Source organism: Paraburkholderia sp. BL23I1N1, from assembly GCF_003610295.1.
Taxonomy (GTDB): domain Bacteria; phylum Pseudomonadota; class Gammaproteobacteria; order Burkholderiales; family Burkholderiaceae; genus Paraburkholderia.
Window position 1 is genome coordinate 5,658,564 of sequence record NZ_RAPV01000001.1, and the last position, 17,674, is coordinate 5,676,237.

Genomic DNA, 17,674 nt, shown 5'->3' on the forward strand with positions numbered 1-17,674 from the left:
CTCAGCTTGCGTTCAAGGCGCGAGCGAACGCGCGCCCAAGCGCACGCTCGGTCACGGTCCACGCGAGACGTTTCCGATATGCGGCACTGGCGCTCGTGTCGCTAAGGGCGTCAATCCAGCTTGCTCTGCTGGCTGCTGCCTTTGCCAGACCGGCGCTGGGCTGCTGTCCCTGGAGGATGTCGTCGAGCTGCAGACGACAAGGTTTGCTGCCCATCCCGCACAGGACTGCATCAGCGCGCGTGATTGTGTGATTTACGTCGACCGACACCATGGCCGCGGCGCCGACGATTGCGAAGTCCCCATGTCTGCGCGCGAATTCCTCGAACGCATATCCGTGTGGCTGATTCCAGATACGAAGGCGAATTTGCGTCACCATTTCGTCCGGCTCGATCGAAGTAGTCATGAAGCCGCGCGCGAATTCTTGAAATGGGATGCGCCGCACTCCACCGGGTCCCACGGCGACGATGGTCGCATTGAAGATTTCGGCAAGAGCGGGCTGCTCCGAGGCCGGATCGAGATTGCAAACGCTTCCGACAAAAGTGCCTCGATTGCGCGTCTGAATATGGCCGACCAATCGATAGGCCTCCACCATCAGCGGTGCGTATTGTTGAATCAAAGGAGATTGCTCGATATCCCGCTGGCGAACCAATGCGCCGACGCAGACCTCGTCGCCTTCCAACGTTATCCCGTCGAGGCCAGGTATCGCGTTCACGTCGACCAGGTGGTCCACATACGCGTAGCGCATGGCCAACATCGGCATCAGCGTCTGTCCGCCAGCGACGATGCGTGCGTTGTTCAGCGTGGAGAGTAGCTCAACGGCACGCGCCACGCTTTCCGGACGGTGCCAGGTAAAGGGTGCTGACTTCATTTCTCACCTTCCAAGAATGTGTATCGCGCACGCACCGTGATCGAAGCCGTAGGCACCTCCACCGGTGATGTGCGCCAGCCCGATTCGTGGACCGCGTGGCTTGTCTTGCGCGACCTGCCGCGCGCCGCAGCGACCCTGCAGCTGGCGTGTTATTTCGACGATCTGCGCGATCCCTGACGCTCCAAGCGGATGGCCCCTGCAGAGCAGACCGCCGGACGGGTTGAACGGGATCCGTCCGTTCAGCGCCGTTTGACCGTCTCTGATCAAACCCGCCCCGTCTCCGTGGGCGGCAAAACCCAGTGCTTCGTAGTACAGCAATTCGGCGATGGTGAAGGCGTCGTGACACTCGACGAGATCGATGTCGGAAGGGCCGATACCGCAGGATTCGTAGGTTTCGCTCGCGCAACGCATCGTGACTTCGGGAGTCGTCATATCCCTCCCTCCCTGCATATAACGGCCCGACGTCAGATGGGACGCAAGAATCTTCACGGCGCCTTGCCGATTCGCAATGGGAAGGTCGGAGGCTGCGAGCACCACCGCGGCTGCGCCGTCGCCGAGCGGGCAGCACTGATGCAAAGTCAGCGGCGAGGCCACCTGCCGGCTGCTGAGCACTTCATCCACTGAGATGGTGCTGCGGATCTGTGCGTAGGGGTTGAGCGCTCCGTTCGCCCTGGCCTTGACAGCGATCTGCGCGAGATCGCGGGCTGATAAATCGAATTCATGCATGTAGCGCTGTGCGCGCATTGCATACAGCGCCGGCATCGTCAATCCGTTCGCCGCCTCGACATCCTCATCGCCCAGGTCAAGTGGCCCGCCTCCGAGACGAGTCAATTGCTCTGCTCCAACCACGACTGCACAATCCACCGCACCTGCGGCAATCGCGAGGTAGGCGTGCCGAAATGCGCTCGCTGACGACGAGCAGGCGTTTTCGAAATTCGCCGCTTCGATGCCGGTCAGCCCCGTCTCCCGTGCGATGCGTTGGGCAGCCAACGGACCACCGGATACCGTACCGCAATAGACAGCGCCGATGCCTCGTCGATCGATTCCGGCTTCATCAAGTGCCTCGATGACCACTGGCGCGGCGAGTTGGGAAAGACTCACTTCCGGGAAACGTCCAAAACGAATCATGCCTGTGCCAACGACGCTCACACTCCTCAAACCGCTCGTCACGCTCATGAATTTGCCTGCTGGGAAACTTCACCGGGTGCGGTAAAGAAATAGATGAATTGGCTCGCTTGCTTGTTTACTGGCTGCACTCGCAATTCGAGCTGCTGTCCCGTCTGTACGGCGCCAACCTGCATTTCGATGCGCCCGAAAACCCGCAGACCATCGCTCAGGTCCACATACCCGACGGTGTAGGGCGTGTCGACGCCTCTTGGTCCCATATGCACCACGCTGTGGCAGTAAAGGGTGCCGATCGCCGGCAATGGCGACGCGACGAAGTCACGACCGCCGCATTGTGGGCACACGGTGAGTACCGGATAGATCGGCGTTTCGCAATCGGAGCACTTCGCCCCTAGTAATGACCAGCCCTTCCCGCCTCTTACAACTGAGGCTGTCCCTAATCGTCTGAAACCGTTCACGCTGACTCCCACTCCTGTTCGCTTTCATGGTGTAGTGTGTAATACACTATACTAGCAAACGGCAGCCTGGAAGGTAGGGCAAACCCGGTGCTCGCGGTTGCCTTCAGAGAGAATCGACATGCCGCCTGCTGGTCGGGAGCGCCGTCGCTATATGCTGTTGCCGATGCATCGGCAACCGGTCAGTGCAGAGCGTGAGCCGCGAAGTCTGCTCATCCATCTGATTCCGAAAAATCGTCGGCGGTCTCGCTTGCTGGCGAGTTTCGCCAACGGCGGGCAGAATGCCTTGCAGACCGATAGTTTTGGAGCTTATAAGTGGCAATAGTGAAGGCAGGAAAGAAGACGTCCCTCTCGCGGGCGGAGAATCACGCGCCGGACGGCGTACAGGGGTATCAGCAGCGTGTTAGCAGGGAAAAGCGCGCTCTGATACTGGAGGTCGCAATTGCAACGTTTCTGGAAAACGGATACGACGCGGCCACGATGGATTCCATCGGCGATCGCGCGGCAGTGTCATATGCGACCCTGTACAAGCACTTTCCCGGTAAGGAGATCCTCTTCAGCGATGCGATGGACCATCTCTTCCATCAGATGTTCGCACGCTGGAAGGATCACGCCGTGCCGCCGGAGGTCGAGTCGGGCTTGCGTGAGATTGCCCGCGCATACAACGAGCTCGTTTCCGAGCCCAGCATGATTGCCGCAGTGCGGCTCGTCATTGCTCAAGTGCGCAGCTTTCCCGACATGGCACTTCGCTTCCAGCGCGCGAAAGATCTCTTCAGCGACGTAACGGACGCCTGGTTGACAAAGCGGGTCGAAGAAGGCCGCCTGAAGATTGCCGACGTGCGGCTCGCACGCGCCGAATTCATCGGCATGTTGGGAGAAACGCTTTACTTTCCCCGTCTAATGCGGATCGATCATGCGATCTCCGACGAAGACGTTGAAAGGATCATCGGCAGCGCAGTCTCCACGTTCCTGATGCGCTATCACGCGCATTGAATAACGCGTCGCGGCACATGCACCATTGTGAACGAGTCGGCGCTCCGCCCTTACGCGATACCTGTCGAAACAGCAAGCGACCAGCGCATCGCCGACGTGCGCAAGAATCATTTCGCGCCCGGATGCGGAGAGGGCAAAACCGGATTCTGCCGCAGCCTCGGCTTCGATGTTGAGGTATCGTAAGACCGGATTTTGTTGTGGGAGGTTGTATGACTGGTGCAACTGTAGGCGCGCCGCGATCAGAGCACAAAGCCCCTCAAGTCGAAGCACGACTCGTACAGCGGCACTCAGAACTGATGGAACATGCCCAGCGTGATGCCGGTCTGGCTCATCCCGGGTCCGGGCGTGGCGCCGGGGCCGCCCGAGCTGACGCTGTAACTCGCATGCCTGCTGTTGGCCAGGTAGGAACCCTGCGCAGAGTCGCCATCGTCGCCCGGCTGTCGTGCTGGTCGTTGATGATGCGAAAGGCCTCGCCGTCCAGCTCGACAAATGGTGTGATGAAATACTGCGCGCCGGCAAAGAACAGGTTGGAGTGCACACTGGCCACGCTGGCTGAACCGGTCGATACGTGCCGGCCGAGCCAGCCGGCGTCGAGCTTGACGCCAAAGAGCTTCACGTACGCGTTGGCCTGCGCGCGGGCGTCCTTGCCCCCGCTGCCCGTGAAGGGTGCGGGCGCCACGCCATCGAAGAAGTTGAAGGCGGCATTCGTGCCGCCTCGCTGTTCTTCATAGGACGCTGCGACCCCGAAGGAACCTGCGTCGTACTTCAGGAGCGCGGACCAGTCCGTACACTGTCGGAAGTCGCCCGCGACCGAACCCGCGCAGGTCCACTTCTGTCCCGGCGAGTTGCCGGTCCCCGCCGCGTCGCGGCCAAACGAGTAAGCCGCGCCCGCCGTGAACTGACCCATCGTGACCTTGTACGCAACGCTGTTGTCGGCACGTGCGTTCGGAATGTACGAGTCAAGCGATCCGATCCCATAGATGTCCGGACCCAGGATGTCATTGTCGGCCAGCGCCCAAGTGGTCATCGTGTACTGCCGCCCGAACGACAGGGTGCCGTAGCGGCCGGCGAGCCCGACCCAGGCCTGGCGACCGAAGAGTCGGCCGCCCTGCAGCGAACTGCCATTGTCCACGCCGAAACCGCTTTCCAACACAAACGTCGCCTTCAGCCCCCCGCCCAGATCCTCGGCACCCTTCAGTCCCCATCGCGACGGATACACACCCGTAATGGCCGGCATCCGGACCACCCGGTCGCCTTTCGCGTTCGCATGTGTCAGAAATTCGACCCCCGTATCGAGCAGGCCATAAAGTGTCACGCTGCTCTGCGCGTGTGCCGTGCCCGCTGCGGCGCAAAGCAGCATCGCCCGGCCCAATCCGTATTTCTTCATCGTCTCCACCTTTGCCTCTGTTTGAATACGTTTCTTGTAGTGTCATGCAGCAACAGCGATCCGGACGACTTCCTCCTGCAGCCGTCACGGGACCAATGGAAATCGTGGCGCGGGCTGGGAGCAGTCCCAGCCCGTCGGGCCCTGGTGCACAACTGGCGCCCACGGGTCGATCAGGTTGCGCCAACCTGCGCATGCGGTACCCGCGGTGCTCGCAGGGCGGTCAGCAGCCATACCGCGACCGCGGCAATCAGGCCGGGCAGCGCTGACACGGCAAAGAGGGAAGTGAGATCGAGTCCGGACGCAATGAGCAGCCCGCCGACCACGGGACCGATGATGGAACCGATGCGCCCGAATCCCAGGGCCCAGCCGACCCCCGTCGCCCGTATGGCGGTCGGATAGAGGTTGGCGGCCAGCGCATTCAAGCTGATCTGTCCGCCGATCACACAGAAGCCGACAATAAAGACCATCGTCATCAGCAGTGCAAACGGCGCCTGCGTCATCTGGCCGATGCCGTAAGTGCAGATCGCGGCCATCACGTACGCCGCGGCCAACACCGGTCCTGGCCGCCACCGGTCAATCACCAGCGCGCTGACCACGCCGCCCAGGTTCAGCAGGGCTGTCGAGATGATGGCCCTGTCGAGCGAAATACCGCCCTGCTTCAGCAGGGTCGGCAGCCAGTTCGCGAGGAAATACAGCATCAGCAGGTTCATGAAGCACGTCACCCAGAGCAGCAGCGTCCCGCCCGCCCTATGCTCGGTGAACAGGCCTGCTACCGGAATGCGAGTCGCGGGCGGTGCGACTTCCGCATCCATGTCAACCCGGGCGGCCCGCCGGGGACCCAGGACCCGGCGCAGGACCTGCTCGCCGTGGCCGCGCAGATGCGCACGGTCCGAGAGGAACCGGAGGGACTCGGGCAGGAAGATGGCCAGGACGGGCACCATGAGGAGCGGCAGCACGCCGCCCATCACGAAGACCGACTGCCAGCCCCACAGCGGAATCGTCCGGGCCGCCGCAAACCCGCCCAGCACCGCGCCCATCGGGAAGCCGCAGAACATCACACTGACGGTGGTGGCCCGCAGGCGGGCGGGCGCATATTCAGCCGTCAGCGCGATGATGTTCGGCATGGCGCCGCCCAGGCCCAAGCCGGTCAGGAATCGCGGCAGCAACAGCGCGTTGAGCGAACCGGCGAAGACGGTTGCAATCGAGAACAGGCCGAAAAGGCTGACCGAGGTGAGAATCACGGTTCGCCGTCCGAGCCGGTCCGCCACCGGACCAAGGAGCAGGGCGCCCACCATCAGGCCCGCGAGACCGGCGCCGAACACCCTGCCGAACGACGCGCCTGGCAGGGCCCAGTGGCTGGCGATGACCGGCGCCACGAACGCAATCGCCTGGGTGTCGAAGCCGTCGAGCAGCGCGATCAGCGCACACATGACGACGATGAATTGCTGCGAGGGACCGAACGGCGCGACGTCAATCGCCGCGCCGATGCCCACTTTCTGTTCGGACATGCGGCGTCTCCTCCTTGTAATATGAAAACGGCACCTCCAGGAAGGTGCCGTTACTGCCATTACGTCACGGTTAATGCGGGCGGTTTCCCTCTACCATATGGAAGACATGGCCCATTGGCTCTTCCCAGATCAGGTTGCGTTCCATCGCGCGCGCCGGCATGTCCTGGATCACGTACTGGATCGCGGGCTCGGCGCCCGTGTTGATGTGTTCGTGGCTGGCCATCGGCGGGCAGGCGAACGTGTCGCCACGCTTCCAGTCAAAGCGCTTGCCGTCGAGGATCGAGTAGCCCTCGCCCTGCATGATGTGATACAGCGCGTACGAGTTGTGACGGTGCGCGACGATGTGCTCGCCCGGATTGATCCCCTGGATGCCCAGAAAGATCGACGGGAACACGCCACCCGCTTCGCCGGTATCGCCGTGAACCAGCGAGATGAAACGGCGATCGGCGTTACGCAGCGGATCCTTCATCACCACGTCAAGACGCTCCGTCACATCCTCCCAGCGCCAGATGGCAGGGCGCAGGTTCTTCTTGACGAGAAACGGGTAATACTCGTCGTCCGTCATCATCTGCGCCCACTCGGTCCGGTCGACCACTTCGGTCACCGGCGAAGTCTCGTGTTTGACTGCGTTGTCCTGGCTCATGTTTGTCTCCGTAAATGAAAATGAGAAGGGTCGGCTAGTGCGCGTTAGCGTGTCCGCGCAGATGCCAGTTCAGGAAAGTCCTGGTGCGCTGCCAGGCGGCGCTCGACGCGGCCGGCCGGAAAACAGCGGGCCGAAACCACTCGTCGAACGCATGCGGCGCGCCCTGATAGATGAAAAGCTCGTACGGTTTCTGGGCCGCGCGCAGCTGGCTGACAAATCCGTCAATTTCCTCGCGGCTCACGAGGCGGTCCCAGTCGCCGTAGTGGCACAGCAGCGGTGCTTTCAGGGACGCCGCGACATCCACCGGTGCAACGGGCTTACGCGCGGTGCGCGATGCGTAGTCAAGCCGGCCGTAGTAGTCGACCCCGCAACCCACCGCGTGCTGTGCGGCCGCCAGTGCGGCGTAGGTCCCGCCGATACAGAAACCGAGCAGACCGGTCTTTGACAACGGGAAGCCCGCACTGCGCGCCCATTCCAGGATTTCAGCGAGATCCGCGAGCACGCGCCGGTCGTCCAGCGCCGCGACAGCCTCACCGATCATCTGCGGCGTGGAAATGTCCGGGACCGCGCCTTCGCGGCCAAAGTAGTCGAGCATCGCGACCGTGTAGCCGACCGTGGCCAGATCCTTCGCGCGGCCGACGATGTAGTCGTTGATACCGGCGATCGCCGTCAGCATGACGACCAGGGCTGGTTCAGCCTGGGTGACCGGATCCGGCCAAAGAAGGCGGCATGATCCGCCGCCGATAAGCGTAAGCCGCTGGAGTTCGCTGCTGTTCATGGGGATACCTGTCCTTGTCTCGTTGAAGAGGAGTGTCATCGGAAAGGCTTCATGGCACAATGCTGATACCTTAGTCATTACTATTCGCAGAATGAATGATCGTCCGTCGCTGGACCTGAACCTGCTCCTCGTGTTCCGTGCCATCTGGGAGCACCGGAACGTGTCCCGCGCCGCAGAGAAGCTCGGTGTCTCGCAGCCGACCGTCAGCCACGCGTTGCGCGCATTGCGCGAGCACTTCAATGACCGGCTGTTCGTCCGGTGTGCCGGCGGGGTGATGCCGACGCCACTCGCGCAAACGCTGGCCAACCGGATCGCGCAGGCACTCATCGCGCTCGAACAGGGACTCGAGATGCGCGACCAGTTCGATGCCCACACGAGCCGCAAGGAGTTCACGATCGTCATGACCGACATCGCCGCCGCGATCATCCTGCCCCGCATCATTGATATCTGCCGGAAAGAAGCGCCGTTCGTCAACTTCAGGGCGATCGAGCTGCCAACCGAATCGGTGCTGTCGGCGCTACGTGACGGCACGGCCGATCTCGCGGTCGAATTCAATCCCGCGCTTCACGCGAGCCTGCTTCACAAGCCGCTATTCAGAAGCGAATACGTCTGCATCGTCAGTGCGGACCATCCGCGCATCGGACGCAAGCTGTCGCGGACTGACTTCAAGAGGGAGCGCCATGCGGTCGCGCAGGCACAGGGAACGGGGCACTACGTGGTCGAGTCGACGCTGCAGCGTCTCGGCCTGGTCCATCAGATCGGTGCACGGATACCGCATTTCCTGGCACTGCCATTCATCATCGCATCGAGCGAGATGATCGCCACCATTCCACGACCGCTGGCCGAAGTGATGCTCGGTGTCGCGCCGGTGAAGATCTTTCCGTCGCCCGTGCGTCTACCCAGACCGACCATTGAGCTGCTGTGGCACGAGCGGCTGCACGACGACATGGCCGCACGCTGGCTGCGCGAACTGCTGCCGCGCGCGATGCAGCCCATCTTTGCGTCCGGGTTCAGCGGATTCGGTCACGCTCCTGAGTGAGCACGGGGGCCTCGACACGCAGACGGTACCCGGATGACGTCGTCACTTCAGTTCGTACCCGGGCGACCCCACGGCAGTAGCATGTCCAACCCGCTTCCACGAAACATTGGAACCCGCGTGAGATGGTTCGACGTGTCCGGCGCCAAACGCCGGCCTCTTCCGCCCCCGACAGGATGGAAGACGGTGCCCCGGCGCAACTGACGCGTTCAGCGCTCGCGCAACTTCTGCAGCACGGACGCACGGACAACCCGAAGCTGTCGGAAAGAATCCGCACCTTGCCACCCGGAAGGGCGATCCGCCTTGCTTTCCCCGGCCAGGAGGAACGGAGGCAGTTGTAAAGAAATCCCAGAAGTGGCCTACAGGTCAGGACGCGTCCATTGTGGCGACCGCTTCCCCGGCACGCACCGGGTCGCCACTGTCAGAAGTCGCGGTAAGTTTGAATGCCGACACGGCGCCATTGAGTTGAGTGGCCTGCTCCTCGAGCGACTGGGACGCTGCGGCTACCTGCTCGACCAGCGCTGCATTCTGCTGCGTGACCAGGTCCATCTGGATAACAGCCAGATGGGCCTGGTCGATGCGGCGACTCTGCTCTTCCGAGGCCACGGCGATTTCCCTCACGAAGTCCGAAACGTGCCGGGCCACACGCTTGATCTCACCCATGACCGAGCTGACTTCAGCGGCCTGTCGCGAGCTATCCTGAATCGTGGCAACCGATGAGGCAATCAGGTCCTTGATATCCTTTTTGCGGCCGTGGCAGATCGTTGCGCCAGACTACGGGCTTCGCTCGCCACCACCGCAAAACCCCGACCCTGCTCGCCAGCGCGAGCGGCCTCCACCGCGGCATTCAGTGCAAGAATGTTGGTCTGGAACGCGATCCCTTCAATCACCCCCGTGATCTCGGAGATCCGGTTCGAGCTGCCGCTGATCTGCTCAATGATGCCCACCATGGCCAGAACGGCATCGTTACCCGTATCCGCCATGTCCGTGGCTTTTGTGGCCAGAGCGTCCGCCTCACGCGCATTGTCGGCGTTCTGCTTCACCGTTTCGGTGATTTGCGTCATGCTCGACGCCGTTTCCTCCAGGGATGAAGCCCGTTCCTCCGTGCGAGCGGACAGGTCAAGATTTCCCGCGGCGATTTCGCGCGTGGCCGTGGTAACCATGCCCATCGACCGGTGTACGAGGGACATGGTTTCCTCGACACGACGCATCAACCTGTCGAAGGCGATGGCCGCGCGAGCAAACTCGTCCATGCGCGGACTCTTCGACCGCATTGACAGATCGAGTGTTGTTGCGATCGTTTCAAATCTCCCGCTCATGCGGTCCAGGCCACCGCATACCACGCGATGCAGGCGAACACCGCTGTAGATTGTCACGGCGCACCCCACCGACGCCAACGCGATCAGGCCGCCCAGCAACGGGCGGTATGACGCGGGCGTGATCATCTCCCCGTGCCACAGCCCAACTGTTCCCACCAGCCCGACAGCAAACATGAGCCCTGCGCACATGCCGAACGCCAGTATCAGCTTGAGCCGAATTGTAAAAGCAGTTTTCTGCACTTCGCTTCCTTCATGACAGATGACGCGATCGCGCCAAGGATGAGAGGACCGCACGCTACCTGACATGTCGTCGCCCGCTACGGTACGGTCCTTTCCGGTTGTGCGCGCGATGGATCCGCCTTCAAACCGGATTGCGCAGGCACCTGCAAGTCGAAGACGACCGCCGGCGATCAGCCCCGCCACTTCCTTAACGACCCGCATGCGTTCTTCATGCGCGTTTTCCCTTTGACCGAGAATCCGACGCTCATCGGGTGGTGGATAAGCTTGTGCCACGGCCGCGCTACCGCCCGTCCCCGCGCCGGCAAGGCGCATCGCGTCTTCCATCACGCACGCTCTGATCCAGGCTTGCCGGTCTCACGGACCTGTCCATTCCAACTATACGGTGAATCACAGGCGCGTCGAAAATTGGCCGATACCCATGGTTGGCCGCTCCCGATCAGGTGGAAAAATGCACTAGGTTCCGTCCACGCAATCGCGTTGCCGCCGCACGTGTGACGCGCTGGGGCACCCGGGAACCTGGCTCCTCAGGTGAAGCCTGCGAGGCGTATCGCCACACCGCACACACAAAGATCCAGGTCCAGACGGCGCGTCTATTCAGAGTCGGGTTGTCTGTTAGGATGTGCGGTCTGGAATGCTTCGTTCCAATGACAGCGTTCATCGATAGCCTGAAGCACCGGGAAGCGGGCCACATCGACGCCGAAGCGCCGCGCATTGTAGAGTTGGGGCACTAGGCAGCAATCAGCCATCGTTGGCGTATCGCCATAACAGAACCCCCCGCGCTCCGTGGCGAGTTCCCGCTCGAGCGCGGTGAGGCCCGTCTCCAGCCAGTGACGGATCCAGGACAGCTTCCGTTCTTCGGACAGCCCGAGCGGACCAGTGAGGAACTTCAGGACACGCAGGTTGTTGAGCGGATGAATCTCGCAGGCGATGTAATGCGACAGCGACCTGACGCGCGCGCGCCCCTCAACGGAGTCTGGCAGCAGCAGCCGGGCGGGAAAGCGTTCGTCCAGGTACTCAATGATCGCAAGGGACTGCGACAGCACGACCGTCTCGTCCTGCAACACCGGCACGGTTTGCTGCGCATTGACCTTGAGGAAGCTGTCCGAATACTGTTCGCCGCCATTGCGGTTCAGGTGAATCGCGACATATTCGTACGGCAGGTTCTTGAGGTTGCATGCGATGCGCACGCGATACGCAGACGAACTGCGGAAGTAGCTGTAAAGTTTCATATCGATTGGTCAGGTTAGATATCCGCAGGTCAGCGCCTGGCGATCCGGGCTCCGTCATCCGGCAGCCACGAAGAGAGTCTCACCCTTCACATTGGTCGGCCGGATGCGCAGATCGTCCGTGAGCGGCTCGCACAACGCGTTGCCGTCGCGCCCATTGAATCCCCCCTCATAAAAGCTCATAAAAGAGGGGCACTCGATTGCATGGATGTCGGGATAGCCATCGCAGAACCGCGTCCGTCCATGCGTACAGATGTTGTCCGTGACGCACATCTTGTGGTCAACGCTGAAGACCGCAAACCCCTGGCTGTCGGCCTCCACGGCCACGACGCCGTTCTGCGGAATATCTGCTACCTCAATCAGTTTTATCCACTTCGGCATCGTGGGCGCCTCAGACAGGTGAAATGGTGGGCACGCTGGCGCACAACGTGAATTCGTGCCGCCCGTCTGCCCGTCGCAATCGGCTCCATCGGCGGCCCGCCAGACGATGAACAAATGTTCGGCCACGGTGTTGCGGCTGCAATCGTCTCTCCGACGGGGCATACCGGCTTCGCGGCGCTGGGCCCGGCGCCCGCGATCGCAACGATGAATGCGCGCACTTTTCGTCACATGGGGTCCGGGCGCCCCACCGGACGCTGGAAGGCGGCCTGGGCCTCCGCCCCTCCATCGCGACAGCATGATTGCGGCAGGATCGAAGCCCATCTTCGGTCCTATTGTGAGGCCCCCTTATTGCCCGACCCGCACCACAATCCCGCCAAGGCGATCAATGGCACCCCGCATCACGTCGCCCGCCTGCACGGAGTTCACCCCTTCCGGCGTGCCTGTCATGATGATGTCGCCCGCCTCGAGCGTGTCGTATCGCGACAGATACGCGATGCTCTCCGCCACCGACCAGATGAGCTTCGAGATATCCGAGGACTGGCGCGGCTGTCCGTTGACGGTCAGCGTGATCGCGGCCGAAGAGAAAACCCCCAGATCCGCCGCCCGGTGAATCCGGCCGATGGGTGCGGACTTCGGGAACGACTTCCCGAATTCCCAGGGACGACCCTTGTCGCGTGCCTCCAGCTGGAGGTCGCGGCGCGTCATGTCCAAGCCAACCGCATATCCGTACACATGTTCGAGCGCCCGCCCGACCGGGATGTCGGCGCCGCCCTTGCCGATGGCGACCACCAGCTCGATCTCGTGGTGGAAGTTCGCCGTTCCGGGCGGATACGGGATACTGATCTCAACCTCACCTGCCTGGACGGCCGCGTTCGCTGGCTTCATGAAAAAGAACGGCGGGTCACGTTCGGGGTCTTTGCCCATCTCGCGCGCGTGCGCGGCATAGTTGCGCCCGACGCAGAAAACCCGGTTGACCGGGAACGTTTCGGGCCGGTCCGCGATGGCCAGCGTATGGATCGGCGCGGGACTTACTGCATATTCGATTTCCATTGACTTCTCCAGTAAAGATCAAAACATATCCTCTCGTTCAGCCACTGCATCAGCAGCACGGACCGGGTTAAGGAAACCAGAAAGCACCGCGCCGGTGTGGAGCTGAACTTCGCTCCGGAAACGATCATCGGCGCGCGTCGTCCATGTCTGCCCCGCCGGCCGCCGCGTTTTGCGAAAGCTGCGCGAGGGAGCGCGGTCAGCATCCCAGGATGGAGTCCCAGACACTGAGTTGCGAGAATTTCGCGACCATTCCGATCGCTTCGACCTGCACGCCAGCCTCGCCCCCAGCGCACGCAGGTCGCCGTCCCAGGCTGGTACAGCGGCCACGCGACGCCCGACGCGAGCATCGGTGCTGCGCTCTTCACGAACGAGGTTATCGCCGTGATCATGTCGCCCGATTGCGTGACTCAAGATCGGCAATGGACCTGCCGAAGTCGTTTCTTGCATTCATCAGGACTCCTCTATCTGGCTCTTGGTGATTTGCAAACTCTTCGGCCTAGCCCCAATACTGTTCACTTGATGACCGCTTTCGGTGAAATTCGCTGATTCAGCGGCTCCGATCGTCGGCGTATCCGGAAGTTCGACATCTTTCGCTTCACGCCGCGGGGATTACGCTTGCCGCGGCTTTGCACGGCACGCCCACTGGCGATTTCCCGCAGTAAGCTGAGCCTCCAACTTTGCCACTGCTCAGGGGGGAACGGCCGCCGCCTCGGGCAGGCGTCGGTTCAACACGCGTACGGCATGAACGAACGATAAGTCTTCCGGGTGCTGCCCGCTGTCCTGGGCAGCCTCATACATCAGTCGACGGATCGCCGCGTGGGTAAGCATTAACGCATAGAACTCCTGACGGACCAGATCAGGCGTCTTGCTACGCAGCACCTTCTTGCCGTCGCACAGATGTGTCTTGATCTCGTCAAACATCTCTTCTATTTTCCAGCGCCGGTGGTACAGCGCCGCGAGTTCTATGGCAGGCGCCACCGCTGCGTCCAGCAGATTGGTGATCAGGCGATACTGCGGCTCGGCATCAGGCACACCTTCCAGGCGATACTCGATGACCCGCACCTGCATGCCGTTGCGCTGGTGTCGCCTGTCGGTGTCACTGGCATAGACAGTGCTCAGGTACGAACCATCTGCCAGCGGCACTTCGCACGGCAGCCGCAAATTCGACTTCACGCGCCACAGCAGCTTCGCTCCGGTGGCCACCGCGTCGCGCCACATGTCATAGCCATAGAACAGGCGATCGGCCAGCACCAGCATGTCGTCCGAGAATGCCGGAAACAGCTGGCGTGTGAGCGCCTGTTCGCTGTGCTCGCATACCCCGCCCATCTGGACCTCACACAGCGCGTGCGTCGCACATTCGGCCAGCGCTACGAAGCGAATCTGCGGATACGCGGCCTCACCGCGCCCTCCCTGCGCATATCCGAACGCTTGCGCATTGGCCTTCTCATCGGGCACATCCAGCGTGGAGCCGTCCACGCTCATGACCCGATAGCCCGCATAGTCGCCGCCTGCGGTTCGTGGGTGTTGCGCCGCCTGCCGGGCGAACAGCTCGCGCATCACCTGCCATCCCAGGCGTGCGCGACCCTGCGAGATCGCCGCCTTGCTGACCTGCGCGTCGCGTACCTGGTCGCCGTAGATGCGCCGCAGTCCCTCGATCACCAGACGAAACACTTCCTCATAGGCCACGCGCGGATACAGGCACATCGCCATCACGAAATACACCAGCACTTCACGCGGCATGTCGCGGCGCACGCGCGTCTGCACGCCGCACTTCGTGAGCGCCTCCTTGACCTGTCCCAGGGAGCAGTTCAGCGCCAGATACCCCACCGCCAGATAGTCCGCGAGCCGCGCCCCGCCTGGCAGCGTTGCTTCCGTTCTTGCCATCCTTCAAGCTCTTCTTGTTGGTTCAGAGGCTTGAAAGTTAACACAAATTTGAGCTTGTTAACAGTATTGGGCCTAGCCCCCTCGCAGCAGCCCACCCTGGTTGCCCCGGGCGCGAGCCGCCAGGCAGCCTGCCGGGCTCACAGGACACCGTCCAGCAGCGTGAGAATCGGGCCTGCAGGGGGCAGCCGGACCATCCCCGACAGCATGGCTGGTGCCGTCGCAGGTCAGCGCGAACATTCGGCCCCGCCGGCCCGGCATGAATCGCCAGCCGGCAGCGCCGGGCGTGAGTGGGATACCGGTCCTGCATTCGAAGTCGCCGCGATCGCTGACGGCGTGACTATGCGTGTAACAGCACAGCGGTACCTCCCCGCGGGCCGGCGCGGCCTGCCCCTGCCCGGTTTGCCCCCTGCGCACCAGCACGGCATCCGCTTCCTTGCCCGTCTTGCGGCGTAGGTGTGCCACGACCGGACGAGTATGTTTCCAGAAACGTGACATCTCAAGCAGGATTATTTAGTCGATACTATTCTGAAAATAAATAACCGCGATCCGGTCTCGTGTGTGGAACCCACGGCGCGATCGGTGTCGTTCCAGTCCATGCATGGTGCGACGAGGGTTGGACTCCCGTTTTCCGGATGACCTGGACGCGATTGACACATTGTTGGTCATGGTCGCCTGGCCGCGCGTGGTGCGTCGCGACGGAATCCACTTCGAGGAGCTGAGCTTCCTCGATCCAACGCTTGCGGCCTATGTAGGCGAGGCCCGTGACCATTTGGTATGACCCCAGCCATAAGGGTGAAATACGGGTCTTTCACAGCAACACCTTCGTCTGCCGCGCCGTCAACACTGAACATGAAAATCGGAGCGTAACCCTGAAAGACGTGCAGGCCGTCCGCTCCGCCCATCGCCGTAGGCTGCGCCAAGAGATCGAGCAGAAGCGAGGGCGCGTCGCAGATCTGCTTCCAGCTCCGCCCGCCCAGATATCGGTTCCCTCAAAGCCGAAATCGGAAACGCCATTACCGGCGCGGCCGCGTCTTCGCACTTATGTCGAGGACAACGTGATGAGCGCGCTTGATGGCGAGCGGACCGGAACCTTCATCGTCACTCGCGACCATCGGCGTTTTCAGGGTTTGCCGACGCTGTTCGCAAGCACCGCTATATCGGTGTTTGTCATGGCCCCGCCGGTGTCGGGAAGACGCTTTCCGCCCGGCGCCAAGCTCGATGGGACATCGCCGAAACGCCGCTCGAAGAATGGGGCAACGCGACAAGTCGGACGCAAAAGTCTATGCCGCGCTCGCCCGATCTCGCTCGGTCTGTTATACGCCGACGGTAGGGGCGACATTGAGATCCCGCTTCTGTCTGAAACCTTCCTGTGAAAATTCGATGCCTTCCTGACAGGTCCGGAAGCAGTTTGGTATTCAGCGTTCCGAACAGCCGCTCCACCTTCCCACGCCCCTGAGGGCACCCAATCGCCGAATAGACCAGCTCGATACGGGCTATTTTCGCCCATCCCCCGAAATATGAAAAATCCCCCTCAAACCCTTACCGGTCAAGGCTTCCATGGACTGTGGGATGGCGTACTGGACATCGTGAAGGCGGAATATCTGCCGTCCGTGTCGTCCTCTTCGGCTGCCGCCTGCAGCATGCGGGCCCAGTACTCGGGATCGGCGTAACGGGAGGCGAGCGCATCGATATCGACGGGCGTGGTCGCGGCACCGAAGTCCATCGCACCGAAGAAGTTGACGTGCCGCCAGGCGACCGGCGACATGCCGGCGATGAAGGTCATCGCGGCCTCGTCGCCTGTGACCCGTTTTTGCTCGTGCACGCGCGAGAGCAAGGTCCTGTCGTAGTGGATGATGGCGTTGGCGATGAGGCGCGCGCACTCGTTCCACAGTTGCTGCTCGGCCTCGGTGTGCACGCGCGGGTTGCCGCCGTTGACGAAGGCGACGGCGCGGCGCAGCCGGTGATACGCTTCGCCCCGGTTGAGGGCCTTCTGTATTGACTGGCGCAGGCCGACATCGTTGATGAACTGCAGGATGTGGCGTGTACGGTAGAGGTTGTCGAGCTCCCAGAGCGCCTTTTTCGTCTGGTTCTGGCGCTTGTAGCTCGAGAGCTTGCGCACGATGGTGGCCTGCGAGACCTGCTTCTGCCCGAGCGAGGCCATGATCCGCTGGACGGCGGGCCATTCACGGATGATCAGCTCGTCATTGGATCTGCGCGAGGGTTTGACAAGCCACTTGCCGTAGTGACCCGGTGCATGACGGCCGACGAGGCCGGCAAGTTTCTTGTGGAAGTCGCGATAGCGCGGCGCGAACTGATAGCCGAATGCATACAGGGTCCAGTAGTTCACCTGATTGGTGCCGTGCGTGTCGGTGGAATGCAGCTGCGGGCGGATGTCGGAGGTGTTGTTGTAGAGCAGGTCGAACACGTAATGGCTCTCGTGTTCGTGAGCGCCGAAGACGGTCAGGTTGAACAGCACGTGGTTGGCGACGGCGGTGTTGGCGCTGATACCCTTGTCGAGGCCGAAGTATTTGGGCGAATGGCGAGCCTGGAAGGTATCGAACTGGGTCTCGAAGCGCTGGCCATCACTGCTTGAATGGATCTGGTCGCCGATGTTGAAGAGGTGAAAGGCGGGCAGCTCCGCAGTCGCATTGCTGATCGCGTCATTGGCCGAGTGCACCGTTTCAACGCGAAGATAGTTGCGTGCGCAACTCACAAGCGAAGCGTAGCGGCTCTGTTGCAGCAAGCGTGACGAGGCGACAAATGTCGATATGGTCAGTATTG

15 protein-coding genes and 2 pseudogenes are annotated in these 17,674 nt (G+C 62.0%); 4 read left to right on the forward strand and 13 right to left on the reverse strand.

The features are described from left to right. Window position 1: 1 nt before the first annotated feature. Genes B0G76_RS26430 through B0G76_RS26440 form a run of 3 tightly spaced genes read right to left on the reverse strand, consistent with a single transcriptional unit; the run spans window position 2 to window position 2,451 of the window. Window positions 2-868, reverse strand: a complete 867-nt coding sequence (locus tag B0G76_RS26430; RefSeq protein ID WP_120295118.1) for a xanthine dehydrogenase family protein subunit M — start codon at window positions 866-868, stop codon at window positions 2-4. A 3-nt stretch (window positions 869-871) separates the two neighbouring features. Then, window positions 872-2,044 carry a thiolase family protein gene (locus tag B0G76_RS26435; RefSeq protein ID WP_120295119.1) on the reverse strand — a complete coding sequence of 391 codons (1,173 nt, stop codon included), beginning with the start codon at window positions 2,042-2,044 and terminating at the stop codon, window positions 872-874. After that, a complete protein-coding gene (locus B0G76_RS26440) occupies window positions 2,041-2,451 on the reverse strand; it encodes a Zn-ribbon domain-containing OB-fold protein (protein WP_183082149.1) in 411 nt (136 codons plus the stop codon). Before B0G76_RS26440 ends, B0G76_RS26435 begins: the two co-directional genes overlap by 4 nt. 312 nt (window positions 2,452-2,763) lie before the next feature. Here B0G76_RS26440 and B0G76_RS26445 point away from each other — a divergent pair, with 312 nt between their 5' ends. Further along, window positions 2,764-3,441: a TetR/AcrR family transcriptional regulator gene (locus B0G76_RS26445; protein WP_120295121.1), complete on the forward strand. Its 678-nt coding sequence runs from the start codon at window positions 2,764-2,766 to the stop codon at window positions 3,439-3,441. A 287-nt stretch (window positions 3,442-3,728) separates the two neighbouring features. On the opposite strand, the pseudogene B0G76_RS26450 reads toward B0G76_RS26445, so the two are convergent. From B0G76_RS26450 to B0G76_RS26465, 4 genes and pseudogenes are all read right to left on the reverse strand, one after another. Then, window positions 3,729-4,828 (reverse strand): annotated as a pseudogene (locus B0G76_RS26450) (porin). Window positions 4,829-4,998: 170 nt separating this feature from the next. Further along, window positions 4,999-6,336, reverse strand: coding sequence for an MFS transporter (locus B0G76_RS26455; protein WP_120295122.1), 1,338 nt, complete (start codon window positions 6,334-6,336; stop codon window positions 4,999-5,001). 70 nt (window positions 6,337-6,406) lie between these two features. Then, on the reverse strand, window positions 6,407-6,979 hold the full coding sequence (locus tag B0G76_RS26460) for a cupin domain-containing protein (RefSeq protein ID WP_120295123.1): 573 nt from the start codon (window positions 6,977-6,979) through the stop codon (window positions 6,407-6,409). 34 nt (window positions 6,980-7,013) lie between these two features. Further along, window positions 7,014-7,655, reverse strand: a complete 642-nt coding sequence (locus B0G76_RS26465; RefSeq protein ID WP_183082150.1) for a dienelactone hydrolase family protein — start codon at window positions 7,653-7,655, stop codon at window positions 7,014-7,016. Between B0G76_RS26465 and B0G76_RS26470 the strand changes: the two genes are divergently transcribed. Further along, entirely contained in the window at window positions 7,630-8,796 is a 1,167-nt protein-coding gene (locus B0G76_RS26470; protein ID WP_147394088.1) for a LysR family transcriptional regulator, read from the forward strand. The two genes, B0G76_RS26465 and B0G76_RS26470, sit on opposite strands and share 26 nt — an antisense overlap. A gap of 363 nt (window positions 8,797-9,159) precedes the next feature. Here the strand turns inward: B0G76_RS26470 and B0G76_RS44135 are convergent. The 5 genes and pseudogenes from B0G76_RS44135 to B0G76_RS26500 form a co-directional block, all read right to left on the reverse strand. Then, window positions 9,160-9,959 (reverse strand): annotated as a pseudogene (locus B0G76_RS44135) (methyl-accepting chemotaxis protein); the annotation flags it as partial. A gap of 983 nt (window positions 9,960-10,942) precedes the next feature. After that, a complete protein-coding gene (gene maiA / locus B0G76_RS26485; RefSeq protein WP_120295127.1) occupies window positions 10,943-11,581 on the reverse strand; it encodes a maleylacetoacetate isomerase in 639 nt (212 codons plus the stop codon). Window positions 11,582-11,635: 54 nt separating this feature from the next. Then, entirely contained in the window at window positions 11,636-12,085 is a 450-nt protein-coding gene (locus B0G76_RS26490) for a Rieske 2Fe-2S domain-containing protein (RefSeq protein WP_259460738.1), read from the reverse strand. Between the two features lie 219 nt (window positions 12,086-12,304). Continuing rightward, window positions 12,305-13,003 carry a fumarylacetoacetate hydrolase family protein gene (locus B0G76_RS26495; RefSeq protein WP_183082232.1) on the reverse strand — a complete coding sequence of 233 codons (699 nt, stop codon included), beginning with the start codon at window positions 13,001-13,003 and terminating at the stop codon, window positions 12,305-12,307. Between the two features lie 693 nt (window positions 13,004-13,696). After that, complete coding sequence (locus B0G76_RS26500; RefSeq protein ID WP_120289567.1) at window positions 13,697-14,893, reverse strand: IS4 family transposase; 1,197 nt, start codon at window positions 14,891-14,893, stop codon at window positions 13,697-13,699. A 664-nt stretch (window positions 14,894-15,557) separates the two neighbouring features. On the opposite strand from B0G76_RS26500, the gene B0G76_RS44925 reads away from it, so the two are divergent. Together B0G76_RS44925 and B0G76_RS44140 are read left to right on the forward strand one after the other, a co-directional pair. Next, the gene (locus B0G76_RS44925; protein WP_409076763.1) at window positions 15,558-15,671 is read left to right on the forward strand and encodes a Mu transposase C-terminal domain-containing protein; all 114 of its coding nucleotides are present in this window, start codon (window positions 15,558-15,560) and stop codon (window positions 15,669-15,671) included. Then, window positions 15,655-16,266: a hypothetical protein gene (locus B0G76_RS44140; protein ID WP_259460739.1), complete on the forward strand. Its 612-nt coding sequence runs from the start codon at window positions 15,655-15,657 to the stop codon at window positions 16,264-16,266. The genes B0G76_RS44925 and B0G76_RS44140 overlap by 17 nt, the downstream gene beginning before the upstream one ends. A gap of 173 nt (window positions 16,267-16,439) precedes the next feature. Here B0G76_RS44140 and B0G76_RS26520 read toward each other — a convergent pair whose 3' ends face one another. Then, a complete protein-coding gene (locus tag B0G76_RS26520; protein WP_409076764.1) occupies window positions 16,440-17,672 on the reverse strand; it encodes a Tn3 family transposase in 1,233 nt (410 codons plus the stop codon). Window positions 17,673-17,674 lie beyond the last annotated feature (2 nt).